At 56.9% G+C, this 25,982-nt stretch carries 17 protein-coding genes; 7 read left to right on the top strand and 10 right to left on the bottom strand.

Annotated elements, in window-relative coordinates:
- Positions 1 to 38: 38 nt before the first annotated feature.
- Positions 39 to 224, top strand: coding sequence for a hypothetical protein (locus JTM80_RS08645; protein ID WP_172358459.1), 186 nt, complete (start codon positions 39 to 41; stop codon positions 222 to 224).
- On the opposite strand, the gene JTM80_RS08640 is transcribed toward JTM80_RS08645, so the two are convergent.
- On the bottom strand, positions 182 to 1,462 hold the full coding sequence (locus JTM80_RS08640) for an NAD(P)/FAD-dependent oxidoreductase (RefSeq protein WP_205370997.1): 1,281 nt from the start codon (positions 1,460 to 1,462) through the stop codon (positions 182 to 184). The two genes, JTM80_RS08645 and JTM80_RS08640, sit on opposite strands and share 43 nt — an antisense overlap.
- A gap of 186 nt (positions 1,463 to 1,648) precedes the next feature.
- On the opposite strand from JTM80_RS08640, the gene JTM80_RS08635 reads away from it, so the two are divergent.
- Complete coding sequence (locus tag JTM80_RS08635; RefSeq protein ID WP_172358460.1) at positions 1,649 to 3,352, top strand: DUF3352 domain-containing protein; 1,704 nt, start codon at positions 1,649 to 1,651, stop codon at positions 3,350 to 3,352.
- 109 nt (positions 3,353 to 3,461) lie between these two features.
- On the opposite strand, the gene JTM80_RS08630 is transcribed toward JTM80_RS08635, so the two are convergent.
- From JTM80_RS08630 to JTM80_RS08620, 3 genes are all read right to left on the bottom strand, one after another.
- A complete protein-coding gene (locus JTM80_RS08630) occupies positions 3,462 to 4,067 on the bottom strand; it encodes an O-methyltransferase (protein WP_172358461.1) in 606 nt (201 codons plus the stop codon).
- Between the two features lie 128 nt (positions 4,068 to 4,195).
- On the bottom strand, positions 4,196 to 5,878 hold the full coding sequence (locus JTM80_RS08625) for an iron uptake porin (protein ID WP_172358462.1): 1,683 nt from the start codon (positions 5,876 to 5,878) through the stop codon (positions 4,196 to 4,198).
- 28 nt (positions 5,879 to 5,906) lie between these two features.
- Positions 5,907 to 8,834 carry a fibro-slime domain-containing protein gene (locus tag JTM80_RS08620; RefSeq protein ID WP_172358463.1) on the bottom strand — a complete coding sequence of 976 codons (2,928 nt, stop codon included), beginning with the start codon at positions 8,832 to 8,834 and terminating at the stop codon, positions 5,907 to 5,909.
- A gap of 30 nt (positions 8,835 to 8,864) precedes the next feature.
- Here JTM80_RS08620 and JTM80_RS08615 point away from each other — a divergent pair, with 30 nt between their 5' ends.
- Both JTM80_RS08615 and gyrA read left to right on the top strand, forming a co-directional pair.
- Positions 8,865 to 9,230 (top strand): hypothetical protein, encoded by a 366-nt coding sequence (locus JTM80_RS08615; RefSeq protein ID WP_172358464.1) that lies wholly within the window; start codon positions 8,865 to 8,867, stop codon positions 9,228 to 9,230.
- A 278-nt stretch (positions 9,231 to 9,508) separates the two neighbouring features.
- Complete coding sequence (gene gyrA / locus JTM80_RS08610; RefSeq protein WP_172358465.1) at positions 9,509 to 12,091, top strand: DNA gyrase subunit A; 2,583 nt, start codon at positions 9,509 to 9,511, stop codon at positions 12,089 to 12,091.
- Positions 12,092 to 12,154: 63 nt separating this feature from the next.
- Here the strand turns inward: gyrA and JTM80_RS08605 are convergent, their stop codons facing one another.
- The 3 genes from JTM80_RS08605 to JTM80_RS08595 all read right to left on the bottom strand — a co-directional run bounded on the left by JTM80_RS08605 (position 12,155) and on the right by JTM80_RS08595 (position 17,765).
- Positions 12,155 to 15,799: a PAS domain S-box protein gene (locus tag JTM80_RS08605; protein WP_205370996.1), complete on the bottom strand. Its 3,645-nt coding sequence runs from the start codon at positions 15,797 to 15,799 to the stop codon at positions 12,155 to 12,157.
- A gap of 227 nt (positions 15,800 to 16,026) precedes the next feature.
- Entirely contained in the window at positions 16,027 to 16,650 is a 624-nt protein-coding gene (locus JTM80_RS08600) for a TenA family protein (RefSeq protein ID WP_172358467.1), read from the bottom strand.
- 101 nt (positions 16,651 to 16,751) lie between these two features.
- Positions 16,752 to 17,765, bottom strand: a complete 1,014-nt coding sequence (locus tag JTM80_RS08595; RefSeq protein WP_172358468.1) for a phosphoribulokinase — start codon at positions 17,763 to 17,765, stop codon at positions 16,752 to 16,754.
- Positions 17,766 to 18,491: 726 nt separating this feature from the next.
- On the opposite strand from JTM80_RS08595, the gene petH reads away from it, so the two are divergent.
- Positions 18,492 to 19,745 carry a ferredoxin--NADP reductase gene (gene petH, locus JTM80_RS08590; protein WP_172358469.1) on the top strand — a complete coding sequence of 418 codons (1,254 nt, stop codon included), beginning with the start codon at positions 18,492 to 18,494 and terminating at the stop codon, positions 19,743 to 19,745.
- A 284-nt stretch (positions 19,746 to 20,029) separates the two neighbouring features.
- Complete coding sequence (locus tag JTM80_RS08585) at positions 20,030 to 21,889, top strand: ShlB/FhaC/HecB family hemolysin secretion/activation protein (protein WP_205370995.1); 1,860 nt, start codon at positions 20,030 to 20,032, stop codon at positions 21,887 to 21,889.
- Here the strand turns inward: JTM80_RS08585 and JTM80_RS08580 are convergent.
- Entirely contained in the window at positions 21,874 to 22,266 is a 393-nt protein-coding gene (locus JTM80_RS08580; protein ID WP_172358470.1) for a hypothetical protein, read from the bottom strand. The genes JTM80_RS08585 and JTM80_RS08580 overlap by 16 nt on opposite strands.
- 916 nt (positions 22,267 to 23,182) lie before the next feature.
- Between JTM80_RS08580 and JTM80_RS08575 the strand changes: the two genes are divergently transcribed.
- A complete protein-coding gene (locus tag JTM80_RS08575) occupies positions 23,183 to 23,401 on the top strand; it encodes a hypothetical protein (RefSeq protein ID WP_068516326.1) in 219 nt (72 codons plus the stop codon).
- Between the two features lie 131 nt (positions 23,402 to 23,532).
- On the opposite strand, the gene JTM80_RS08570 is transcribed toward JTM80_RS08575, so the two are convergent.
- Complete coding sequence (locus JTM80_RS08570) at positions 23,533 to 24,096, bottom strand: DUF3611 family protein (RefSeq protein ID WP_172358472.1); 564 nt, start codon at positions 24,094 to 24,096, stop codon at positions 23,533 to 23,535.
- A 14-nt stretch (positions 24,097 to 24,110) separates the two neighbouring features.
- Complete coding sequence (locus JTM80_RS08565) at positions 24,111 to 25,790, bottom strand: HAMP domain-containing sensor histidine kinase (RefSeq protein WP_205370994.1); 1,680 nt, start codon at positions 25,788 to 25,790, stop codon at positions 24,111 to 24,113.
- Positions 25,791 to 25,982: the final 192 nt, after the last annotated feature.

Below are 25,982 nucleotides of genomic sequence, written 5' to 3'. Positions count from 1 at the left end.
CACTGAACTCAGTCAATCCTTACAAAACGAGGTCAAGAATGGCTAAGCGCCGCAACCAGAAAAAAGAAAAAGCTCTCCGCAACCAGGCCTATGCCCGCAAGTTCCGCAAGCGCACCAATACCGGACGCTTTGGTCGTCGTCGTCCGGGCTTTGGCGGATCTCAGATGGATGAAGAAACCGATCAAAACCGGAGCGGCACGGGCGCAGAAGAAGGCGCAGAATAGTCCACCCCTGGCAATGGGCGGCTGTCTAGCAGGGCATTAATCGCGTCGGCAGCCGCAATGCCGGACTCTAGCGCCTGCTCAATGCCAGGGTTCGGGGTTTTGTCAGGGCTACACCAGTCGCCCGCCAGCACCAAGGGCGCGGGTTGGGATGCCGACAAATAAGTTTGGGAGTAGGGCGATCGCACGGTTGCATATCGCCAGCGATGCACTTGCAAGACTTGGGGCAGGATCTGCGGCGCAGGCAGTCCCGACAGCAGGTGCATTTTTGCATAGTCCAGCAGCGCCGTTCCTGCGGCTGTCAGGTCAGTCTCATCAAGGTGTGCTGTGGCAAAGGCAGCGCTGCTCTGAACCACCAGCGCGGGACAATCAGGATTACGCCCCTTAGAACTTTCCTGCGAAATCCAGACTGCGGGAGCCTCTGGAGGACACTGCACCGCCGCCCAGGGTAACGCTTCAAACAGCGCCCGCTCAGCCTCCGAAAAGCAGGCGATCGCCGTGATGCAGGGATGAAACTGCACCGCAGCCAGCGCTTCTAGCAAGTCTGCCTCCAGAACGGAACCGAGCGGTTGCAGCAAATCGAGCGCCTGGGGAGCCGGGATCGCCATCACCAAGGCTTTTGCAGACAGCGCTTGCCGATCGCCCGCCAGCGACTCAAGGGTCAGTGCCCAGCCCTGGGAGGCTGAAGAAATCGCCACTACCCGCTGCCCCCGCCAGATCTCCAGCCCCGCACCTAGCTGTTTTGCGACAGCGGTGATGCCGTCGGCTGCCACATAGCGGGGAGGGGCAGGCAGAGGAATGAACTCGTCGGGCTGCCAGCGATACACCGTCCCTGCCCACGGCTCCAATCCACGCCCCAGCATCGCCTGAATCAACTGCTGCGACTGGGGCCCCTGGGCTTCTAGCCAGCGCAGCCCGTGGTCAGCGCAAGTGTCGGGCAATCGCCGCGTCGCCATACGCCCGCCCAGTCCCCGCGATTTTTCTAGAACCACAGCCTGATAGCCTGCCCGATGCAAGCGCTGGGTGCAGACGAGGCCGGATAACCCAGCGCCGACAATCGCAATATCAATCGCAATGTCTGCAACATCTGTGGTGTCAATATCCGTGGTGTCAGTGTTTGCCATGTCACTGTTCGCGATGCCAATATCTGTGCTGTCACTGTTTGCCATGTCAACGTTTGCCATATCGCCGTCGCCAATGTCGCCTGGACTGGAGGGTTTGGCGTTGTCTGAAAGGGGCATTGATTCTGTCATTGAGGTTGGAATTTAGGCAAGTTCACGAGAGAGTTCAACAGAAATTGTGGCGATTTTGTGCGGGAAAAGCTGTTCAGGGGCGACTTTCCCAGGATTCGCCAATCCGCGATCCCCCTGCGGTACTACACTAAGTTTTGGCATGACTTTTGGCAAAACTTTCGCTGGTATGGGTTCATGAAGGCTCGCTCGTTTTACCTGGCGCTGGGTTCGGTGGCGCTGACGCTGCTGCTGCTGGCGATCGCAGGCTTTTACTGGCTGGTGGGGCAAAGTCCGCTGCGGCTGCTGCAAGGGGGACGAGTTGCGAGTCCGGAGGCGGCGATGTTTGTGCCTAAACAGGCTCCGGCAATGGTGTCGCTGCTGGTGAAACCGGAGCAACTGCGGGCGTTTCGGCTGGCGGTATCGTCGCTGGGCGATCGCCGCAAAGCGCGGGAGGAACTGGAGGCGCTGGAGCGGACGCTGCTGACCAGTCGCGGACTGAGCTACGACGCGGATATTAAGCCCTGGCTGGGGAGCGAAATCACCCTGGCGGTTACCAGTCCCGACATCGACCGCACCCCCGCCAACGGGCAGCAACCGGGCTACTTGCTGGCGCTGGAAACCGAAAACCCGCAGCAAGCGAAGGAGTTTGTGCAGCTTTTTTGGCAGAAGCGGGCGATCGCCGGCAGCAATTTGGTATTTGAGCAATATTCCGGTGTCAAAGTTATTTACGAGCAGGGGACAGGGGCGACATCGGCAGACACAGGCACGCCGACCCCGACGCTGGCTAGCGCAGTGGTGGGCGATCGCTTCGTATTGTTTGCCAACTATCCCAAAGTTCTGCGCGATGCCATCAACAACGTGCAAGCGCCAGACCTAAGCCTGAAAAGCAGCCAAAAATATCAGGATGCGCTGGCGGCCCTGCCAGAGAGCCAGATCGGGCTGACGTTTGTGAACCTGCCGCAACTGGGCGCGTGGCTAGGCAGTCAGAGTCCGCTGGGCAGGCTGAGCAGCGACAAGAATCGCCAATTTGAGAGCCTGGTGGCGGGTATTGAACTGGCGCGGCAGGGACTTTTGGCAGAGACGGCGCTGCTGGCGGCTCCGGGGCAACCGCTGACGGCTCACAAGCCAGCCCTGACGGAACCCGTCGGCGCGTTGCAGTTTATTCCCCCTGCTACGCCTTTTTCCGCATCGGGGACGGACTTGAGCCAGCTTTGGGGGCAACTGACCGAAGGCTTGCAGGACTATGGTGTGCTGTCGGCCCTGCTGGGGCAGCCGATCGCCGCTCTAGAAGATCAGTGGGGCGTGACTTTTGAGGAAGACCTCGTGCCCTGGGTAAACCGGGAGTTTGCGCTGGGGCTGGTGTCGCCGCCGGGCCGCGAACCGGAGTGGGTCTTTGTGGCAGAGAAATCGCCGGAAACCGCTGCGGGGATCGAGAAGCTGAATGCGATCGCCCAACGACGCGGCCTCACGGTCGGCCCGATTACTCTGGAGGATCGCCGTGTCTACACTTGGACGCAGCTTTTGCCCAGCAGCAAACGGCGGGGCGCAGAACTCCAGGCCAATGTGCAGGGCGCTCACACCATGCTCGATAAGTACGAAATTTTCACAACTTCGGTCGAGGCGATGGACGAAATTCTGAAGCATCCCCAGAAGTCGCTGAGGACTGCCCAATCGTTTCAGGAGGCGATCGCCCCCCTCGCGCCCTACAACGATGGCTATCTCTATCTCGACTGGGAGAGCGTCCGCAAGCCGCTGGAGCAGCGCATCCCCGCCCTCAAGCTGGCAGAACTGGTGGGCAAGCCGTTTTTCGACCATCTGCGATCGCTGACCATCACCAGCTACGGCAGCGATACCAAAGTCCAGCGTGGCGCGGTTTTTGTGCAGTTGAAAAACACCTAAATCGCGTAGGACTTACACAGTTGGATGACTCCTCATGGGCTGCACTCGCGAGAAATTATCCAAAATTCAGAAAACTGATCGCACGCACGTAAGCTCTATCTCAACACCGCTAGGGATTGACTGACAAACGCGAGCGGCGAGTCGCTAGGAGGATACCACTAGCCCAGGCCAGTTTGGCGATCGCCCACTCGCTCCGCTGTTCCAAATCGGCAATCAGCGCGTCTACTTTGGGGGCGTGCCCCTCGGGCCAGTTTGCCTGGGGCAGCATATCGTCGATGAGGTACAGCCCGCCCGGTTTCACCAGCGAAAGCGCCAGATCCAGATGGGTGTATTTGCCAGGCCAGGTGTCGGCAAAGATCAGGTCAAAGGACTCGCCCTGCTGCGCCAGTGATTCTAGAAATTGACCCCCGTCTTGCACGAAAAAAGACACACGCGGATCGGCGGCAAGGTGAGCCTGGGCGATCGCCACCAGCCCTGCCTCGCAATCCACCGTCCACAGCGTAGACTGGGCATCCATGCCGTCCAACATCCAGGCCGTCGCCGCACCCGTGCCCGTGCCCAGTTCCAGAAAGCGCCCGCCCGGTTTGCTGGCACAGAGCGATCGCAGCAGGGCCCCCGTCAGGGGTTCCGAGAGCATCTGAAAATCGAGTGCGCTCGTGTCTGCCAAGATTGCCGCCAGCACCGCAGGCGGATTTAGGTTTTCTATATCGTTCATCCGCTTCTTCTAAGTAGGTAGACCAATAAGTAGGTAGACCAAATTAAAAAACAGATTCCAAACCCTGCGCCGCCCGCGCGGCGGGCGGCGCAGGGTTCTTGATTTTATGTTTATTTATGTCCACCTACTTAGAACTGAAACGTCGTCCGCAGCGTGCCGATGACAAACGCATCAAACAAATCGCGGTTTTGCTCTGGGGCCGTAACCACAATCACGCCGGGGGTAATCGAAATATTATCCGTGACGCGAATGCGGTAGAAAGCCTCGATATGCAGCGAGGTATCATTCTCTAGCTCCAGACTGGCAAGGGTATATTGACCTCTTAACCCGGTCAGGTAGGGTTCCACGCCCACCATAATACCGCCCAAGTTTCCTGCGCCAAACAGGTCAGGAAAAGCCAGCCCCAGCCCGTAATACCAGATATCGCCGCGCCCGGTTTCCAGCAGTGTCAGGTTGGTATAGCCACCAAAAGCACTGAGGCTGATGCCGGAACTGATGCGCCACGACAGTTCTAGACCATAGGAATTGGTGACAGCGGGCACGCCCAGCGCCCCGTGCAGCGCGTTGGCAGGAACCGTGCCTGTAAAAAACCGGCTGCTGCCCAGCCCCAGATCAAAGATGGCGTTGGGTGTGGAAATGCCGCTCGTGGCAACTTCCGTATGGTAGCCGTGGACATAGGTTAGTCCGATGTTGAAATCCTGACGGGGGGCGAAGGTGAGTTGTCCCAGCGCGGCATAGTCACCGTTAAAAAAGCCGCTGTCTTCGCCAGGATTGGCGGCGTTGTCGGCCAGGTAGCCAAGCGACAGCGCCAGCGTGCCCTCGTTGTCAAAGCGATAGTTGAACCCAAACCCCGTGCCGCCGCCGATGCGATAGATCGGGCTGTATTGGCTGAAGGGCGACAGGGAACCATTGCCGCCATCGGCATCGTTGAAGAAGGGGCTGAGGGTGCTGTGGACGTAGGCTTGATGCGTGCCGCCAATCGCCGCGACGTAGGCACTGAGGCGCTGACCCAGGTTAAAGCCATAGGTCAATCGATCCACCTGGACATTGTTGCTGGTGTCGCCCCCAAGGGCCGTAATCAGCAGTCCTTCTGCGGTGCCACGGGGCACAACGTTTGGAACCAGGTTGGAACGACCCAAACTGCTGACGACTGTGCGGGGGGTTCGGTTGCCTGCGGTCAGCCGAGTTTGCAGCAAATCATCGCCGCTGAAGCTGGTTTGAAAATTCAAGCGGGCGCGATATTGAAACACCGTAGTGTTGCCCACTGCCTCCAGCTGATCGCCGAATAGATCGTTGATGTCGAAGATCCCCTCGCCTGCCAGCCGCGTCGTGGTCGAAAACTGGTTGGCTTCCAGTTCCGCTGTCCGGTCTTCCAGCAAATCCACGCGACCCCGCAAATCCGCCAACTCGCGGGCAAATTCTCGCTGCAAGGCTTCGATTCGCGCTAGGGCTTCCGGGTCAAGATTCTCCAGCCGCCCAACGACGGCATCCAGACAGGAAGCCAGACCTGCGGCAAATTCGTAGCGGGTTAGGGCTTGTCGCCCGCGAAAAGAGCCGTCTGGGTAGCCCTCTAAACAGTCCAATCCGCCCTGCTGTTCACTATTCGCCAGATAAGCCAACGCTTCGTAGGCCCAGTCGCCTGGGCTAACGTCGGCAAACTCGCTGACGGAAGTGACCTGGGCCATCGGGTCGCCTTCTGGGAGAGTAGATTGGGCGATCGCCCCTTTGGGCTGGGCCACCAGTCCGATCGTTGCCAGCAGCAGACCGCTGAATTTCAGAGCAGGAAGCGTTTTGGGGAAAGGAAGATGCATGATTTCTGAAGAATGGGGGATCAGCAAACTAGGTGGGCTGCGGGAAGAAAATATCGCCCGGATCAGGGTTGGAGTCTACTGGGTTGCGGGGGCGGGTATCCTGAATCACCACCACATCAGTGATTTGGGGTAATTCCCAATGGGGAAGGTAGCCGTCGCCCGGACGCAGTTGCAGCACCACGCGCTCGTTGTCCTCGTCTTGGTTATCAGCATGGGGGGTGACCCAGATAATGCCCTGACCCGTTTGGGGATCGATGCGGACGCGCTGCGGCGGGTCGAGGGTATAGTCCCGGGGCTGCGCGGCTTTGCGGGCATTGCGATTCACCACATAGTTCACAAACATTGGCGCGGGCGGTTTGGGGCGCATCGTGACCACAAACTTGCCCTTGTCCGCAGGGCGCATGGTTCTCTGCGCCTGAGCATCCTTGGGTTCCTTCGTCCAGCGCTGGGTGGCTTGGAGCGTGGCGATTGGCATATCCGTAATCACAATGGCTGCCGTGCGTCCGGGTTCACCCGGATTGGGCACTCGATAGGCCGCATCGGGCAGCAGTTCCAGAACGACATGCTCTGGCGTAGCGGCTTCGTCGCCGGGAACATCTGCACGGGCGAACACGGGGATATGGGCTTTGCGGCTGCTGGGATCGATCTGCACAACACCGCTCAGGGGGTCATAATCCTGACCAAAGGTGGCGTGATGTAGACCGGGCGGCGTGATGACGCGATAGCGAACGGTGGTTTGTCCCTGGGGAGCCACGTCTTCTAAGCTGACCTCGAATAGGGCGGTATGTCTCTCGGCGATCGCCTCTCCGGGTAAGGGTTCCCTGGCATTTCGCAGGGTGCGAATCCGGGCAATGGGCAGCGGCGGCGGCACTGGGCGATCGAGAATGCGGATGCGGGCGCTGCGACCTGGTTCACCCACAGCGGGCAGACGATAGGTGACATCTGGCACCAGTTCCAGCACCACATGCTCCTGCGGGTTTACTTCATCACCCGCGACATCGGCCCTAGCGACGACGCGAATCTGGGCATTGCCAGCAGCGCGGTTCACCGTCACGACCCCGCTCAAGGGTTCATAATCCTGACCGGGCGTGGCGTTTCGCACGTCGGCAGGCATGACCACTCGATAGCGCACCGTTGTCTGGTCTTGCAAAATCGGTCCTTCCAGGCTGACCTCAAACAATCCCACATGGAATTCGGTCAGGGCTTCACTGGGGCGGGGTTCGAGCGCCTCGCGCACGGCGTAAATGCGGACGAGGGGGGGCGGCGGCGGCGGCAACGCTGGGTCTGTAATCGACAGCATGGCACTGCGTCCGGCTGCGCCTACGGCGGGAAGGCGGTAATCGACCTGGGGCAATAGCTCAATAGAGACGTATTCCACCCCTTCGTTACCCGCGACATCGGCTCTGGCAACAACGCGAATTTGGGCTGTGCGAGTGGCGCGATTGATCGTCACCGTGCCGCTGAGGGGTTCATAGTCCGAGCCTGGGGTGGCGGCGGGCAGGCCCGGTGTTTCGATGACCCGATAGCGCACGGGCGTATTTTCCAGCGGCAGGTCGCCCGCTAGCGAGATTTCAAACAAACCAACATGGGTTTCGGTCATGGTTTCGCCGGGGCGCGGCTCCACGGCATCTCGCAGCTTTTGTACGGTGGCGAGGGGCGGCGCGTAGTTGGCAATGAACACGGTATCTTCCGTGCGATCGCCCAATTGATAGCCACCGTTTTCGTAGCCCAATAGCTCTACGCATACCTCTTCGCGGCCCTCGTCGGGGTTGTTGTCGTCCAGCGGCGTGACGGTCAGCAGCACGCTGGTTTGCCCGGCGGGAATCAGCACGCGATCGCTGCTGGGCGGCATGGCCGGCGACGAGAGGACAAAGTCTTGATGGGCGATCGCCATGCGCGGCGCAGGCAGATCCTTCAGCCGATAGCGCACCCACAGCCCACCGGCCGGAGCCGTTGCCCCATCGACCAAGCTGATGCGAAACTGTCCGGGCACAGCCGCCGCGTAGGGAGTCGGCTCTACTGCATTGGGCTGAGTCGCCTCAATTCGGACACGGGGCAGCGGCTTGAGCAGCAGCGACGTTTCAATCCGAAAGGTGCAGCGATGGGTATGGCGTTCGGCAAAAAAGAAGAAAAACTCGTAGGTTTCGCCGACGGTTAGCTCCAGATTCAGCGGCGCGTAGGCATCGCTGAGGTTCAGCCCCAAATGCTGACGCAGGTTGAGCTTCAGATGGCGGCTGGGGTCGGCGGCCTGATTTTGGGGATTGTTGAGGCGGAGGTCGAGCTTGCGGCGCTCTTTGCCATGCACCCCGCCGATATCAATAGCGAGCAAGGCTCCGGTGCGGCCACCGCCGATGGACTGATTGCCAATGAACACCCACAGGTCATCGTCGCCTTCAAAAACAAACTCCTCTGTGCCCTGGTAGGTAAACTTGGCCGAAGTTTCTAGCGTGAAGTGGTAGTTATGAAACTTGCCATCGTCGGGGTGGCGATAGGCTCCGGGCGTGGTCAGGTTAAATCGATCGTCAGGATTGGAATTCTGGTTCTTTTTGGCTCTTAGGCGTTCGCCAATGGGAGACAGCGTATTACCCGGCATCCCGTTTTGATCGAGGAGAAAAAGTTCCTTATCCAGATTGCCAAACAGCCGATCGTCGATTGGGAAAAAGCTTTCGCGATGATAGCGATAGTTGCCGCCGGGTTGCCCAACGCCGTTGTCTAGCTCTAGCGGAATCTCAGTTTCGGCGTTCACACCCGGAACGCTGCGAAACCATTGGTCAAAGGTATTTTTGCTGGTAATAGTATGACTGCGGGGCGATCGCCCTTCATTAAAGACGGGCTTATTATCCTCACCTAAAATGGGCAGCACCAGTCCTGTTTCTAGCGGTGTCCGCTTATTTTCAAAATCGGGATGGTCAGCTCGAAAATCTCGAACTTTCGCGGTTAGCTGAATAATCGCCATAGTTGCGCCCTTTGTGATGACAGGTGTTGGATGCCAGCCGCGACCCCAGAAAACTTGCTGAACCGCTTGCAGCGTCTATATCGTCCTATATCGTCTATGCTGCGCTCGGACAGCTTTTACCCGGAGCAAGCGTCTGCGGGGGATGCAGAACGCTTTGGGCAACTGGCACAGGTGACTACAGTGGTGTCACAATTTTCTCCGGAGATGCCAAATAAAAAAGTGTCGATTTGCAACAAATCCCTCCCGGAGGGATTCCTGGCAGAGCGGGGCAATCTGGCTAGCAGAGCGGGGCAATCTGGCGCAGGGAATTGGGTGAACAGGTTGGAGGGCAGGGCTTTGGGGCGATCGCCCAGTGCCCCAGCTCAGGCTCCGGCAAGACGAGGGGGTGTGCTATAATTTGATATGCTGAAATGCTTGATTTTCAAGCTTTTTGGGTACTTTTCAAGTCCTCATTTAGAATCAAGTCAGCCTGTTTGATGCGGTCGGAAGCAGAGCGATGCTGTGTCTGTAAAGAAATATGTAGGCTTATCTCTCTAGACGCGGGTTGACGGTATCAACCCAGAACTTGATCTAGACTGCAATGCAAAACTGCAATCCACAACGGTAATGCAGAGCGCAGGTCGTAAAGCTCGGCTTCTAGTCCCCTTCTCACCCTTTTCGGAGCATTTCAATCTATGACCTTCTCCTCGGAGTCGCCCCAAGACCGGATCGTGCCCACAGACCTCCGCACGGAAATGTCCCGGTCATACCTGGAATACGCCATGAGCGTGATCGTAGGGCGGGCGCTTCCCGATGCGCGAGACGGTCTTAAACCTGTTCATCGTCGTATTCTCTACGCTATGCACGAACTGGGCCTCGCGCCCGATCGCCCCTTTCGCAAATGCGCCCGCGTGGTGGGCGACGTGATTGGTAAATACCATCCCCACGGCGATACGGCAGTGTATGACGCGCTGGTGCGAATGGCGCAAGATTTTTCGATGCGATCGCCCCTCGTCGATGGGCACGGCAACTTCGGTTCTGTGGACAACGACCCGCCCGCCGCCATGCGATATACCGAGTGTCGTCTGCGGGCCATCACCACCAACGCGCTGCTGCAAGACATCGAGTCGGAAACAGTAGACTTTGTCCCCAACTACGACGGGTCGCAGCAGGAACCCTTGGTGCTGCCTGCTCGTATCCCCCAATTGCTGCTCAACGGCTCCTCCGGCATCGCAGTCGGCATGGCCACCAACATCCCACCCCACAACCTGGGTGAACTGCTAGACGGGCTGGTGGCGCTAATCGCTAACCCAGACATGACCGATGCCGAACTGATGCAAATCATCCCCGGCCCCGACTTTCCCACAGGCGGCATCATCCTGGGCACCAGCGGCATCCGCGAAGCCTACGCCACCGGGCGTGGTTCCATCACCATGCGCGGCGTGGCCACTATTGAAACCATCGAGCGGCGCGGCGCACCGGATCGCGAAGCCATCATCATTACCGAATTGCCCTACCAAACCAACAAGGCCGCGCTGATCGAGAAAATCGCCGAAATGGTGAACGAGCGCAGGCTGGAAGGTATTGCCGATATCCGCGATGAGAGCGATCGCGACGGAATGCGAATCGTGATTGAATTACGCCGCGATGCCTATCCCCGCGTCGTCCTCAATAACCTCTACAAACAAACGCCGCTGCAAGCCAATTTTGGAGTCAACACCCTCGCTCTGGTGAACGGCGAACCGCAGCTTTTGGGATTAAAAGAATCCCTCCAAGTGTTCCTCGATTTTCGCATTGAAACGATTACGCGCCGCACGCGCTATGAGCTGCGAAAAGCAGAGGAACGCGATCACATTTTGCAGGGCTATCTGATTGCCCTGGCGAATCTGGATGAGATCATCGCGCTCATTCGGGGCGCAGCGGACACGCCTACTGCAAAGCAAGAGCTGATGGAGCGCTACAGCTTGTCAGAAGCGCAGGCCGACGCGATTCTGCAAATGCAACTGCGCCGCCTCACCGCGCTAGAGGCGGGCAAAATTCAGGCAGAACACGATGAACTGCAAGTCAAAATTGCCGACCTGCAAGACATCCTGGCCAACCGGGAGCGCATTTTACAAATTATTCGGGACGAAGCAGTGGAGCTAAAAGCGGCCCACGCCACCCCGCGTCGCACAGTAATCGAACCCCTCGATGGTGAATTGGGCGATATTGACCTAATTGCTAACGAACGGGCCATCATTCTCGTAACGGAGCAGGGCTACATCAAGCGGATGCCTGTTAGCACTTTCGAGGCGCAAAACCGGGCGACGCGGGGAAAGTCCGGCACTCGCATGAAGGAAGATGATGGCATTGATCACTTCCTGACCTGCAACGACCACGACAATATCTTATTTTTTAGCGATCGCGGCGTGGCCTATTGTCTGCGGGCCTATCAGGTGCCCACGGGGTCCCGCACGTCTCGCGGTGTGCCCATCGTGCAACTGCTGCCGATTCCTGTGGAGGAGAAGATTACCTCGGTCGTTGCGGTGACCGAATTCACCGATGATCTTTATCTGGTGATGTTGACCCAGAAGGGCTTCATTAAAAAGACGCAGCTTTCGGCCTTCGGCAACATCCGCACCAACGGGCTGATTGCGATCTCTCTGGAAGACGGCGACCAGTTGCGCTGGGTACGACTGACCACCGCAGACGACAGCATCATCATCGGCTCTCGCAAGGGCATGACAATCCATTTCCGCACGGATCATGAGCAACTGCGTCCCCTGGGTCGCCCAACCCGCGGCGTGCGGGCCATGAGCCTGCGCGAGGGCGATGAGCTGATGAGCATGGATATCTTACCCAGCCAGGTGGTGCAAACCATTGCCGAGGGCGACGACACCGATAGCGATGGCGATCTGGCAGAGGAGGAGTGCAGCACGGCGCAAGGGCCGTGGGTGCTGGTCATCACCACAGGTGGGCTGGGCAAGCGCGTTCCGGTAAATCAGTTCCGGCTGCAAAAGCGGGCTGGCATGGGGCTGCGGGCAATTCGCTTCCGCAAGGCGGGCGATGAACTGGCGGCGCTGCGCGTGGTAAACGAAGATGATGAAATGATTTTGGTGACGAGCCGTGGCATTATCATCCGCCAGGTGGTGAATGCGATTTCCTGTCAGTCGCGGGCGGCGACGGGGGTGCGTGTGCAGCGATTGGATGAGGACGATGCGATCGCCGATGTGGCGCTGGTGCCGCCCTCTGGTGAAGCGGAAGACCCAGATGCCGAGGACGAAGCCTCCGAAAGCTAAGCCCGAAAGCTAAGCCTGAAAGCTTAACCTGAAATCTAAACGCGAGAGAGCGTCTTCAGTGCATCAGTCCTGGAAGTTTTCGCGCAGGGCTTGGGGGTTTTGGCATTGGGGCGATCGCTCTAGGGGCAGTTGAATCCTCAGGCTAAGCCGCCGAGACTCGCATTCGGCCCAAATCATGCCGCCCAGATATTCCACCCGTTTTTTGACCAACGCCAGCCCCAGCCCCGTGCCGCCGTGTTTCCAGGGATCGAGGTTAGGAATGCGGTAGAACCGATCAAAGATGCGATCGCACTCGGTCGCAGGCACGTCTACCCCCGTATTCGCCACGCACAGGTTCAGGAGCGTCGCTGTCGCCGTAGCTGAAACCTCAATTGCCTCGCCTGTGGGTGTATATTTGCAGGCATTGGTCAGCAGTTCGCGCAGCACCCGCTGGAGCAGCGACGCATCGGTGACAATCGGTGGCAAATCGGGCGTTATAGACAGGGTTAGCTGCTGCTGTTGGCGCTGGGCCCGCTCCCAAAACGGCTCCAGCACATGGGGCAACCAATCTTGCAGAGTGAGGGGACTGAGGATCAGTGGTTCTGCGTCTGCATCGAGGCGGGTTAGATCAAGCAGGTCATTAATTAGGCTAATCTCGCGCTGGCCCTCGTCCTTGAGGATTTGAAAATATTGGGACAGTAGCGTGGGGGTAGATTGGCCTGGCTCTGGCAACAGCCCCAATTGCCGGAGGTAAACTTCGAGCAAGTCGGTGGCTAGCTTGATGCTGGCCATGGGCGTGCGGAGTTCGTGGGACACGGTGCTGAGAAAATCATCTTTGAGTCGATTCAGTCGCTGTAGCTCTGTCACTTGGGCTTGGGCAGCTTGGTAGAGCCGAGACTGGCGGAGGGCGATCGCGCACTGATTAGCCACCTGCTGCACCAGCCGAATTTCGGGTTCGCTAAACCACTGCTCGCGCGGCCGCAGCAGCCAGATATCGCCCAAACTGCCCTGATCATCTCGAATCGGCTGTGTGAGAATCGCTGAATCATGCATCAACTGCCGACTGACTTGAACCTCGAGGCAGCGGTGGCAAAACTGCTGACCCACACCCTGCAAAAGCTGTGTGTAAAGTTGAGGATGATCCTCCATCGGGAGAACCAGGCCGGCTGCCGACTGATCTGCCGCTGCATATTCGCAATAGATGGTAGATGTGCGATGCTCCAAATCATAAAGGGCTGTGTCGCAGCACAGCACCCGCAGCGTTTGCCCCAGTTCTTGAACCACGGCTTGCAAAATCTTGCGTTCGTCCAGGCTATCGCGCACTTTGTCTGTAATGCGCTTGAGCACCGCCTCAAACTCTAGCGCTTGCTGGAGTTCGGCGGTGCGCTCCCGCACCTGCTGTTCTAGCGTGGCGGCCCATCGCTGCACCTGCTGATGCAAGTTAGATTGCTGAATGGCGATCGCCAACTGATCAGCAACACGCTTTGCCAATTTCTTTTCCTCAGCCTGCCAAGCCACCTCAGAACCCGCCCTAGATAGGGTCAAACTGCCCCAAACTTCGCCATTTGCACTGATGGGCACTAGCAGCCATGCTCCCGGAAACACCTCTGCTAGCCGTCGATTTATCGGATCTTGAATCGTTGTCGTGTTGTCAATCTGCACTATCTGCAAGCGCTTGAGCTGTTCCGCAAAGGGATTATCCGTATCCGGAATGTCAAACGCCAGCTTGTCGGGGGTATTGGGTAGCTGATTGTGAACCACCAGATGTCGCCAGCAGCGTTCTGCGGGCAGATATTGCACAATTGCCACTTCTCCCTGCAAAAACTCAGCAATATGGGCAGCAGAAATTGTGAAAATCGTGTTCAAGTCGAGGGAACTGCGAATCGCCCGCACCACCTCACTGAGCATTCGCTCTTGATAAGCTTGGCGCTGGAGGGCAGTTTCGGCGGCTTTGAGATCGCTAATATCCAGCACCACGCCATACCAGGCAACGTCCCCATTGTCGCGCTGCTTGGGGCGAGAACTGCCCTTCAGCCATTTCACCTGACCCGAAGGAGTCATAACGCGCCACTCGCAATAGAATGGTTCTAGCCCAACAAGACTACGCTGCACAGCGGCTTCATACGTTGCTCGATCATCAGGGTGAATGCATTCGACGAGCAGGTTGGGGTTTGCAATCACCTCAGCCACGGAATACTCAAGAATCTCTTCAATTGCCCGACTCATGTGTTCTATATACAAGGAGCCATCCTGTCGCAGCACCAAAATATAGATATTGGCAGGGGACGAGTTGGAAATTTCTAGAAGCCGCAGTTCGCTTTGGCGGAGGGCAATTTCGGCGGCTTTGCGATCGCTGATATCGACGTAGGCGATCGCCACTCCATAATGCTCCAGCGGAATCGGCGCAGCGCTGACACTTACCCAGCACACCGATCCATCCGGCCGCCGAACTCCCTGCTCTTGCCCCAGGATGGTTTGTCCTTCTCGCAACGCTTTGACCGAAGCATACCTGTCCGGCGGCATTGGGCTGCCGTCGGCGTGAAGAACGTTCCATGTCGTTCCATCACAAGTCCGTCGCGTATGTTCTCTAGCCGAAATCCCCAAAATTTTCTCAGAGGCAGGATTCACCTCAATCACCCTGCCCGCTGCATCGGTAATCGATACCCCCACAGGCAAGATTTCAAACAGGGTTTGATACTTCTGCTGGCTCTCTCGGAGGGATTCTTCTAAGTGCTTACGCTCGGTAATGTCTACATGGGTGCCGATCATCCGCAATGGCGCACCCGTCGCATCGCGCTCCACCACCTTCCCCCGGTCGAGAATCCATCTCCAAGCTCCATGTTTATCCCGCAGTCGATATTCGCTGCGGAACAGAGGCGTGTGCCCAGCCAGATGAATTTCCGTTTCCCACAGAACCCGGTTTCGATCGTCAGGATGGAGCCGACGACTCCATTCCTGCAAGCGATCCCCAATTTCGTCTGTTCTGTCATCGTAGCCCAGCATCTGCTTCCATGCGCCAGACAACCACAACGTTCCAGTTGGAATATGCCAGTCCCACACGCCGTCTTCAGCGCACTCCAGCGCAATTTCTGCCCGCTCTCGCTGTCGGATCTCGGCTTGCAGTCGTTGATTGGTGGCTTGCAGCATGGCGTTGGCTGCCAGCAAGTCTGCCGTGCGCTGTTGAACCTGTTGCTCCAGATCTTGGTTCAGGGCTTGCACCTGGCGCTCTAGCTGGCGACGCTCGGTCATATCCCGCAGCACCGATAAATGTCGATGAGGCACAAAGTGGGCGGTGGCGGCGTATTCCACCTCGCGCACCGTACCATCGGGACGCACCAGGGTAAATTCTCCCCGCTCCCGCCCCTTTTCTAGAAACTGCTGCCAGGCGCTTGGAAAATCAAACTCGATTTGGGAAAAATCGGCAATGCAGCGACCGAGCAAATCGTCTAAAGAAACACCAAATAACTCACAGGCAGCGGGATTAGCATCAATGTAGTGGCCGCTGTCGTCGGCGATCGCCATTGCGTCCACCACCTCCTCAAAGAAGGCGCGGAGGTAGGATAATGCGGTCGTTTCGTCTTCTATTTCGTTCTCTAGGGCAGGGCGATCGCGCGATCTCAGCCCACCAGCCTGAGAGATGAGCGGCTGGGGCAGTAGCGACTTATCCCGACAGACCTCATTGTCCGACAAGTCAACGTGGGGAAAATCATCAGAGGGTTGGGACAGCATACAGTTAACCGGATGACGCTTACCGACAGATGCGTTAACAGATGCAGTGACCAGATTCAGGACGACTGCCCCCTAAGTTACCCGTAACCCAACGCAGTCTCTTGCTGCCACTCCGTCAACAGTCATAACTTGGGCATAACATAAACCTACCTAGAATTTTAAGATGCCCCAAACTGCCCTTGTTAAAACAATTTCCATAGACTTTGATGTTCCTAATCTCAGCAAGCCTAGTGGTCTGCCCAAGCTGATTCAAAGAAATCTAGCTCACACTGCATCGCATAACGGTAGGTGGTCTGCACGAGCGGCGTAAGCGTGGCATATTGCTCCGACAAGTCGGCAAGCTGCTCCGTCAGCGGCTCAAACTCAGCACTACTGTAGGTGCGAATCCAGTCGGCATAGGCATGGGTGGGAATGCCCGACGCTGCTAGTGCCTGCCCCAAAAATGCGTAGAGCTTCATGCAGGGCAGCATAGCCACCGCTGTAACCCCGACCGTTTGGCTCCAGGCCGTGGCCAGCAAAAAGTCGGTATAGCGTCGCGTGGCGGCTCCCGGCTGCACCGACCGCAAATCCACTCCCCACTGTATTGCATAGCTTTCGTGTAAGTTTAACTCATGCAACACACCGCCCGCCAGAGTGTGAAATACCTGAAATCCCTGCCAGTCAGGGGCTTTGGCAGCAGCAATGCTGTAGGCGCGGGCAAAGGCTTCTAGAAAAAAGGCATCCTGCCCAACGTAATAGCTAAATTTTGCCTTGTCTAGAGAGCCGTCGCCAATGCCCTGCACAAAAGGATGGTTCAAACAGGCGATCGCCAAATCCTGGTTTTCCTGCCACAGCGTTTCTGCCAGCGCCATAGTCGCTCCAAAATCCAAAATCCCGAACTCCAAAAAATCAGCGTCCCTAGACCTCAGTCTAGGAACGCCAACCGCTAAACTCAAAAGTCAAGCCTCATCGCCTAATTGGAGCCAGCTTTTGCCGCCAGCATCGCATCGGGCGAGGTCAGCTTCTCGTAGGTGGCCCGCATCTTCAGCCCTACCAACACCTGGAACAGACCGCTGCCGTTTGCCGACCCCGGATACTCGCGGTGCTTCAGCAGCAGTTCAGTCAGTTCCCCGTAATATTTGGTGGACAGATTGCTCAGGTGGCTTTCGATGTAGATCACCTCATCTAGGCGATCAAACTGGCCATCCACCTCCAGCACCGACACCGGATTGCCGTAGTAGCTATCGGGGCCGTAGAACAGGCGAATCCCCGGATAGGAGCAGGTCAGCTTGCGGCCGCAGGGAATCCAGTCGATGGTCGAGCCTTCATCAAACAGATAGGCAGGCTCAAATCCTTCCACACCTTCCTTCTGAACCAGACGAACCCGTAGCACCTTACGCTCCGTGTCGTTGGGGATGAGCTTGGTCGGCAGGATCTGAATGACCACATCGGCGTACTGCTTTTGCGGGTCGATGTAAGCTTCAAAGTCGGGACGGCGGGAGTTGATGGCAGCCAGCACGTCTTCGTAAGTGTGGCCGCGCTCTGCCATGTCGCGCTGGATTTTCCAGGCAATTTTCACCTCGTCGTCGATGTCGAGATAGACGCTGAAATCGAGGAGCGATCGCACTCGCTCATCATACATCGGGTGCAGCCCCTCAATCACCACAATATGGTTGGGATGAACCGTCTCCGGCGGGTCAATCATCCCCGTTTCATGGTTATAAATCGGCTTCTCAATCGACTTGCCTTCCTTCAGAGCCTTAATCTGCTCGTACATCAAGTCGAAGTTATTCGCCTTGGGGTTCAGCGCCGTCACGCCCACTTCTTTACGCTGCTTACGATCCAGACTGTGATAGTCGTCTAAGCAGATGACGGTCATCATGTGTTCGCCGAAAAGATCTGCTAAGCGGCGCAAAAAGGTGGATTTGCCGCACCCAGAATCACCGGCAACGCCAATTAAAACTACACGGTCTGGCTTATTGGTCATAGCTTTCCTCTAAAACAAACGTCCTCTTAACTGTCCTCTTAACTGCCCACGACTCCCACCTGCCTACAAGTCCGGCTCAATCACTCCAGGCAATACCCAAAACGCTAAAAGCACCTGTCCGCCTAACAAGCACCATAGGTTCTGAGTTTAAGTAACACCTGTAGAATGACTGCACATGACTTCTCAGGCACGTCGCCTGTTCAAGCACATTACGCCGCTAGCAAGACCGCTGGCACCATGCGCCCGCTGAATACTGATGGCACACCAGACCGGTGAAACATCCAGTTGGATACCCGGCTCTCAAGCGCTAACTAGTCGCCAACTAAGTATTTACTACTAGCGATACTAGAAATCTTACCAGAGAATCCCCGCAACCTACAAGGTAAGCGGGTTATGCCCAAGTTCCTAATCTCTATGCTAAGGGGAATGGGGACACCTGGGAATATGAAATTGCTGTGAAATTGAAACGGCCTTAACAATCTGCATCTGGGCGGCTCGTCTATGGTTAGAGCAGATCGGACAGGGTCTATTCCTGTCTGGGGCTTCAGTGAGCGAGGCAACCCCTGCAATGCTACGCTATATAGCAAACTGGGAATCGCCTGGGATGCGGGTTCGCAGATGCCGGAATTGACAAGCCTGGAAGCAACCGCCAGATCGTCAACGCTCATCCGCGCTCGCGCTCAACGTTCCTCATCCATTGTTGGTTCAGAGAGCATTGACATAACGATGTATAACCCTAGCGCAGCAGGTGGCGCTGCCAACTCACCATCCGGGAGTCGCCTTTTCCTCTATGAGGTCGAAGGTCTACGCCAAAATCAAGAAACCGATAGACAAGACTTTCCTATTCGTCGGAGCGGCAGCGTGTTTATCACCGTGCCCTACTCTCGCATGAATCAGGAAATGCAGCGGATTACCCGCTTGGGGGGCAAGATTGTTAGCATTCGTCCCCTGACTATTGATGGCAAGACCAACGGCAAGGCCGCTCCTGCCCCTGAAGCCCCTCCCGCCGCAGCGACCCCTGCTGCTGTGGCCGAGTCGCCAACTCCTGAAGCGGAAGGGAAGAAACCCATGACCCAGGCTAAAGAAAAAGAAAAGTCTACGATTCCGGTTAACATTTACCGTCCCAATGCCCCGTTTATTGGCAAGTGCATTTCAAACGAAAAGCTGGTGCGCGAGGGCGGCATTGGCACGGTGAATCACATCACGTTTGATCTGTCGGGTGGCGACCTGCACTATTTGGAAGGTCAGAGCATCGGCATTATCCCCGAAGGCACAGATGACAAAGGCAAGCCCCACAAGCTTCGCCTATATTCCATTGCTTCAACCCGCCACGGCGACAACATGGACGACAAGACTGTGTCGCTGTGCGTCCGCCAGTTGGAATACAAGCATCCCGAAACGGGTGAAACGGTTTACGGCGTTTGCTCCACTTATCTGTGCAATCTAGAGCCGGGTGCAGATGTGAAGATCACCGGCCCCGTTGGCAAGGAAATGCTGCTGCCGGACGACCCTGATGCCAAAATCATCATGATGGCGACGGGTACAGGCATTGCGCCGTTCCGGGCGTTCCTGTGGCGCATGTTCAAGGACAACGAGCGGGCGGCGAACCCAGACTACCAGTTCAAGGGGCTGGCCTGGCTGATCTTTGGGATTCCGGTGACCCCGAACATTCTTTATAAGGAAGAACTGGAGGAAATCCAGGCCAAGTATCCTGAGAACTTCCGCCTGACCTACGCCATCAGCCGTGAGCAGCAGAACGCGAAAGGCGGCCGGATGTATATCCAGGATCGGGTGGCAGAACATGCAGATGAAATCTGGGCATTGGTCAAGGATGAGAAGACCCATGTCTACATCTGCGGTCTGAAGGGCATGGAGGACGGCATTGATGCTGCAATGGCCGAGGCTGCGGCGAAGGAAGGCGTGACCTGGAAGGACTATCAGCGCTCAATTAAGGAACGCTGGCACGTTGAGACCTACTAGGTTCTAATTTCTTTTTTACGGCTTAGACAAATAAAGTGCGATCGCCCGGTAGTGTTTCTGCTGGGCGATTTGCTTTGGGAAAAGGGAAGAACGAAGAAGGAAAAACGTAGTGTTTCGGGTGGGTGAGTTGTTTTGTGAGGTTAGTGCTGAGCCGTTTTGGGATCTGGTGTCTGGTTTAATCCCCCTGATTTAATCCCCCTGAGGGGGAATTCCCCAAGCTGGAGGGCTGAGTGGTAGGATGCTACCAACTTTTTCAGCCGGGGGAGGCTCTGGGAAAGTATCCGATGGATCGTGTAGGGACGCTACTGCTGGGACTGGGGCTGTCTTTATTGGGCGGCTATTTTAAGATGCCAGGGGCGATCGCCCAGTCGCTTGACCCTCGTCGCCCCCAGCCGCCGGTGCCACGCCTGCCAGCGGAGCTGCTGCCTCAGCCGCCTGCGCCGCCCCAGCCACCGTTGCCCGCGGAGCCGCTGCGGCCCCTGCCGCCGCCAGAAGAACTGCTGCCGCCAGTCGATCTAGAGCCGCCATCGCAAGACCTGCCTGCGGAAATCCCTGAGGCGCTGCCGATCGCCCGATTTGTGGTGCAGGGCGGCACGGCGTTTAGCGCCGAAAAGCTGGCGACGGTGGCGAAGCAGTCTGTGGTGGGCGGCGTGTCGGGAACTGTGGCAGAGAATGGGGGCGATCGCTGTTCCCGCAGTGTAGACTCGCCGGATGTTTTAATCGCACAACCGCTCACTTTTGCCCAGGTGCTTCAGGCGCGGGCGGCCATCACCCAGCTTTACATCGACTGTGGCTATATCAGTTCGGGGGCGATCGTCCCGGCAGATCAGGTCTTGCCGCAAACGCCCGACGGCTACGTGGTTACGATTCAGGTCATCGAGGGTCGCCTAGAAGCCATCAACGTGGCGGGGCTAGCTCGGCTGGATGCGGGCTACGTCCGCAGTCGGCTGCGGCGGGCGGCGGGCACTCCGCTCAACGTCAACAGTCTGCTGGAGGGGCTGCAACTGCTCCAGCTTGACCCACTGATTCGCAGCGTGTCTGCTGATCTGCAAGCGGGGACGCGCACCGGAACCAATGTGCTGCAAGTCGTCGTGCAAGAAGCCGACCCGGTAAGCCTGGACTTGACGCTGGATAATGGGCGATCGCCCAGCGTGGGCAGCTTTCGGCAGCGGGCGCAGTTCAACCACGCCAATTTTCTGGGCTATGGCGATGGGCTGAGTGTGGGCTATACGCGCACCAGCGGCAGTAACGAATTTTCGGGCAGCTATACGATTCCGCTAAACCCGCAGGACGGCACACTGCGAATCGCCGCCGGAACCACCCGCAGCGACGTGGTCGAGGAGCCGTTTGATCAACTGAATATTGCCTCGCGATCGCCCTATGCCGAACTTTCGCTACGACAGCCTGTGGGGCGATCGCCCAACGAAGAATTTGCCCTCGGCCTTACCCTCTCCCACCAGCGCAGCCGCACCACCTTTGAAATTCCTGACGAGCAGGGCTTTCCCTCGCCCGGAGCCGATGATCAGGGGCGCACCCGCGTCACTGCCCTCCGGTTTGTGCAGGAATGGACCCGGCGCAATCGCCAGCAGGTTCTCGCTGCTCGCTCACAGTTCAGCCTGGGGCTGGATTGGCTGGACGCAACGGTAAACGACGGCGAACCCGATAGTCGATTTTTTGCCTGGCGCGGCCAGGGGCAGTGGGTGCGGCTGCTGGCGACCGATACCCTGTTCTTGCTGCGGGGCGATGTGCAGTTGACAGGCGACTCGCTGCTTGCGCTGGAACAGTTTGGGCTGGGCGGAGCCGAGAGTGTGCGCGGCTATCGCCAGGATGCCCTGCTGACCGATAGCGGAGCGCTACTGTCGGCGGAGGTGCGGCTACCGATTCTGCGGGTTCCCGAAATTGACGGACTGCTGCAATTGGCTCCCTTTATCGATGCGGGCACGGTCTGGAACGCCGACAGCAGCCAGCGCAACGACAATCAGCCAGATACACTGGTCGGCGTTGGGCTTGGGCTGCTGTGGCAACAGGGCGATCGCCTGTCTGTCAGAGTCGATTGGGGCATTCCGCTGGTGGAGCTATCCGGGTCAGGCGACTCGCTCCAGGAAAGCGGCATCTACTTCTCGGTACTCTATTCGCCATTTTGAGGGCGGAGGACACCAGAGGGTTCCAGAGCGGCTGAGGGCTGTCCTGTTGCTGCTTCAGGTACAGTGCCCTCCGGCAGTTGCGATAAATCATCGCCAAATCCAGATGAGGTTGGAGACGGCAGGCTTTGCCCAATCAGGGCACTCAGCAATAGGCTCAGCAGCACCATGCCAAACCCGGACAACCATAGCCAAAAGGCCTGCCGAACCGACTTTCGCCCCCAGCGCATGATGAAAAACGCCAGCGACGCAAACGGCACGAGCAGATAAGCAAGTCCCCAGAGAAAATGATCGCTGAACGCCAACACCAATCCCCAAAGTCCACCAACAATACTTAAAATCGCACCAAGGAACAGCAGCGCTAAGATAATAAACGGCATAGGTTAAGCTCTCCGGAAAAACTGTGAAGTGAGAAATTGCAAGGCGAGAAACTGCGAAGCAAGAGATGGTTTAAAGCCAAAAACCTTGAAGACTTTAATCGCCAGAAGTGTTAACTAGAAATCTTGACTGAGGGATTGAGCCGATGCACATGAAGTCCATTGCGTGGCTGTAGGAGCTTATAAAGCCCTATTGACCCAAGCGGTTTACCTATTCTTGCTGCTGATGGCTGGGTTGCAGACCTGAGAGATATCCAGAACACTCCATCCCTGGAAAGAAACCTAAGAAACCTTCAGTAACCCCTTGCGAAGCGAGTAGAGCGGTTTCGAGGCGATTGCATAACATCGCACAACAACCGGGACTATCATCCGACCAAAACTGTGTCCAAAAGGAATGGTAGCTGAGGAAACGATTCACACCCTGGGTTCTGGAACTGACTACATTGCGATGAAGGGATATTCCGGTGATCCTCCGTCGGGGGCTGCGTAAATTTCTATTGCAGCAACCAAGCGCGACGGAAATCAGCACATTCAAAATCAGCACATTCAGCAGAGCGCGTTTTATCGAGTTTTATTCAGTGCGTCGTGTTCAAAGATTTTTCGCTATCCTTATGGGCACGCAATGGGCACGCAAGCAGCACAATGGGCACGCAGTTCCTCCCTTGCTCAAGGTAATATAGGTGAACTATATTGAACCCATATCAAGCTGTCCGTAATAAGCCGTGATGAACCGTGATAAGCCATTGGTTCAATCCACCTGTTCCCGTCCTATTCGCTTTTAGCTTGCCCACTGCTCAGGGAAAATTCAGAAAACCACCGGGAGAAAGTTTTGGTGTACACGTCGCAACAGTCCTCTACTCGCAGCACGCCTTCTAGCACGCCTTTTGTAGACACGCGGGTTGCCGATCGCCCCGAACAGATTGACTTTTCGGCACTGCTCGACCCTTCGCTGCTGCAAGCCGCCCGCCACATCTATCGCACCTACTACGAAGTGCATCCCGATCAGGTGCAGCGTCCGATTGGCATTGCGATTGACCGCTTTACGCACCGGGGCAAGCTGATTTTTTCTGGGAAGCCCATTCTGTTGCCGCAGGAGTGCTTTATTCCTGTAGGACAGCTTGAGGCGGATTTGTATTGAGGCGGATTTGTATTAGGCCTACATTAGGCGTTTGCACCAGCAGATTTGGGTGACGATTGGTTATTGGTGACGATTGGTTAGTAGATTCTTCTGTCCGAATCTACTGCATCCGAAACCTACCCTGTCCGGATCTACTGTCGCCGGAACCAGTCGTAGAGTCCTAGGGAGAGGGTCAGCCCGGCAAAATGGGCGGCGACTAGGTGCAGGTTTGCCGCTACTACTTGCAGGTTGAGGATTCGCACAAATCCCTGAGTGTTTGCCAAAGCAGATGAGGTTTCAGCCTGGGTCATCAGCGTTGCGATGCTGACCTCTGCGCCAACCAGCGTGACCAGCGCTCCGACCAAGCCCAGCACAATGCCCACACGCAGCAGTCTGACTAGGGTAATGGTTTTGGGGTGTTGTTCCAGGTCGAGTCGGCGGAGACGCTGGGAAATGCGAATGTAGCGAAAGGCATTGGCGATCGCCACCAGCAGCAGCACACAGCCACACACCGCCCAAAAAATGCCAATACCAATGCCCCGCACGGGCGGCTCATCCAGCACCAGATTAGACCGGGACGCAGACACCAGTGCCGCCACCGCCGCCGCACCCAACCCCATTTGCAGCAGCACACTCAGCAAGCCCACCCACCAAAAGGCGCGAGACAGGTCTAGGGCACGATTAGCGGGCGATCGCAGGTCTGGCTTGGTTTGCATCACTCAAACATTCGCTATACCGACTCCGGCGACAGGTGCTCGGTGCGGCTGCCCAGCGTCAACGGCAGCTTCACCACAAACGACGTGCCCACGCCCTCGCAACTGGTAAAGTAGATTTCGCCCTGGTGCTGCAACACACATTGATACACAATCGCCAGCCCCAGACCCGTGCCGCGAATGGCGTTCACATTGCTGGCCCGGTGAAACAGCCGAAACAAGCGGGGCTGATCTTCATCTGGGATGCCAATGCCATAGTCACGAATTTCAAACGTCGCCACCTGATCAAAACAGGACAGGTCAAATTCCACCACTCCGCCCGCCAGGGAATATTTCACCGCGTTGGAGATCAAATTGCTCAGAATGGATCTGAGGAGCTTGGGATCGAGATACACCAGTTCGCAGGAGCCGTAGCAATTCAGCACGATCTTATGGGATGCGCCAATGCTCATCCGCATCTCTTCCACGACATCGTGACAAAACAACTTCAGATCGATCCAACTGGGGCTAAACTCCAGCCGACCGGCCTCCGCCTTGGCGCTAACCAACACATCCTCAATCAGTTGATTCATTGTGGTAATGGCGGCACGGCTCCGCTGGAAATATTTCTCGCGCTTTTCCTCAGGCGCAACATGCCCGTATCGTTCCAGCAGTTCCAGCGACGTACGTAAGACGGTGAGGGGCGTTCGCAGTTCGTGCGACACCATCGACACAAATCGCGACTTTAGCTCACTCAGCTCTCGCTCTTCTTTGAGCGCCAGTCGAATTTCATCTTCGGTGCGCTTGCCTTCCCGAATCATCTGTTCGCGGATGCGGATGCTGTTCACCATGCTTTTGAACACTTCCGCCAGCGTCGTCATCTCATCGGGAAAAGGATTTTTTTCGGCAAAGGACAGGTCTAGGCTATAGTCGCCGCTGGCAATTTGCTGGGCAGACTGGGTCAGGCTAGCCAGTTGCCGAGTCAATATGCCCGACAGCATGTAAATCAGCACAAAAAAGACTGCATAGGTGATGATAAAGGCAAATAACATGCGGTTGCGAATGGCCTGTTGCAGCAGCCGGACGTATTGAGCGTCGATATCTAGCCCTACAACGACAATCACGTCGTTCTGCTGGCTCTTGACCGGGGCAGCAGCAGAAATCCAGGTGCCCCATCGGTCGGTGTAGATTTTGTCGCTTTCCTGAATGCCGCCTTGCAGCTCGATACGCCGAGCCAGTAGCCCTACGTGGTCAGATTCTAGAAACTTGGCTGCCTTGGTGGGGTCATTCAGCGCCCAGAGGTCTACCAGATAAATAATTTCTCTCTCGCCAGGGCCAACGGCGGGTAGGCCAACGCGGCGATTGGTGTCGGCATTGCCAATAATGTAAGAGTAGAGCCAGACCCTCGGCTCGATATTTTGAACTGTCTCAAACCAGGCAAGCTGGCTTAGGTAGCGGGGGTCGTCCGAAAAGCCCTCAGCATTGCGCTGTCCTTCAGCGTAGAGGCCCAGCAAGTCATCTGGGTTTACGCCCGATAGGGCCCCGATGAGCGTAGAGCGCATGTCGGCCCGCAGGCGAGCAACGACCTTTTCGGTTGTGTAGGAATAGAACCAGTAGAAGGCTCCAGCAAACACCAGGCTAAACACCACGCTAAAACCCACCAGTAGCTTTACGCGCAGGCTCACTGGTCTGACGAAGTTTTTAACTGCCGGAGACATCGCCCGACCTAGCATCTGAGACGTTTGGCGCAAATTTACCTCGAGGGCAAATGGGTTGAGAGTGTAGAGATGACTGAAGATGCCCCCGACTTAACCTAATTTAAGGCAATCTTAGATCAACCGTCGATGTCGGCTTTATAGATTGCAGAGAGACTTCCGTAAGTTGCAGAGTGCGTTTTGAAAGACTGGCTC

Origin of the sequence: Thermoleptolyngbya sp. PKUAC-SCTB121, assembly GCF_016919485.1 — a bacterium.
Taxonomy (GTDB): Bacteria; Cyanobacteriota; Cyanobacteriia; order Elainellales; family Elainellaceae; genus Thermoleptolyngbya; species Thermoleptolyngbya sichuanensis.
This window is presented reverse-complemented; position numbering and strand designations above follow the sequence as displayed.

Bases quoted from the DNA above. Each gene is read 5' to 3' on its own strand.
- JTM80_RS08645 (WP_172358459.1), top strand. From the start codon at position 39: ATGGCTAAGCGCCGCAACCAGAAAAAAGAAAAAGCTCTCCGCAACCAG.
- JTM80_RS08640 (WP_205370997.1), bottom strand. From the start codon at position 1,462: ATGCCCCTTTCAGACAACGCCAAACCCTCCAGTCCAGGCGACATTGGC.
- JTM80_RS08635 (WP_172358460.1), top strand. From the start codon at position 1,649: ATGAAGGCTCGCTCGTTTTACCTGGCGCTGGGTTCGGTGGCGCTGACG.
- JTM80_RS08630 (WP_172358461.1), bottom strand. From the start codon at position 4,067: ATGAACGATATAGAAAACCTAAATCCGCCTGCGGTGCTGGCGGCAATC.
- JTM80_RS08625 (WP_172358462.1), bottom strand. From the start codon at position 5,878: ATGCATCTTCCTTTCCCCAAAACGCTTCCTGCTCTGAAATTCAGCGGT.
- JTM80_RS08620 (WP_172358463.1), bottom strand. From the start codon at position 8,834: ATGGCGATTATTCAGCTAACCGCGAAAGTTCGAGATTTTCGAGCTGAC.
- JTM80_RS08615 (WP_172358464.1), top strand. From the start codon at position 8,865: ATGCCAGCCGCGACCCCAGAAAACTTGCTGAACCGCTTGCAGCGTCTA.
- gyrA (WP_172358465.1), top strand. From the start codon at position 9,509: ATGACCTTCTCCTCGGAGTCGCCCCAAGACCGGATCGTGCCCACAGAC.
- JTM80_RS08605 (WP_205370996.1), bottom strand. From the start codon at position 15,799: ATGCTGTCCCAACCCTCTGATGATTTTCCCCACGTTGACTTGTCGGAC.
- JTM80_RS08600 (WP_172358467.1), bottom strand. From the start codon at position 16,650: ATGGCGCTGGCAGAAACGCTGTGGCAGGAAAACCAGGATTTGGCGATC.
- JTM80_RS08595 (WP_172358468.1), bottom strand. From the start codon at position 17,765: ATGACCAATAAGCCAGACCGTGTAGTTTTAATTGGCGTTGCCGGTGAT.
- petH (WP_172358469.1), top strand. From the start codon at position 18,492: ATGTATAACCCTAGCGCAGCAGGTGGCGCTGCCAACTCACCATCCGGG.
- JTM80_RS08585 (WP_205370995.1), top strand. From the start codon at position 20,030: ATGGATCGTGTAGGGACGCTACTGCTGGGACTGGGGCTGTCTTTATTG.
- JTM80_RS08580 (WP_172358470.1), bottom strand. From the start codon at position 22,266: ATGCCGTTTATTATCTTAGCGCTGCTGTTCCTTGGTGCGATTTTAAGT.
- JTM80_RS08570 (WP_172358472.1), bottom strand. From the start codon at position 24,096: ATGCAAACCAAGCCAGACCTGCGATCGCCCGCTAATCGTGCCCTAGAC.
- JTM80_RS08565 (WP_205370994.1), bottom strand. From the start codon at position 25,790: ATGTCTCCGGCAGTTAAAAACTTCGTCAGACCAGTGAGCCTGCGCGTA.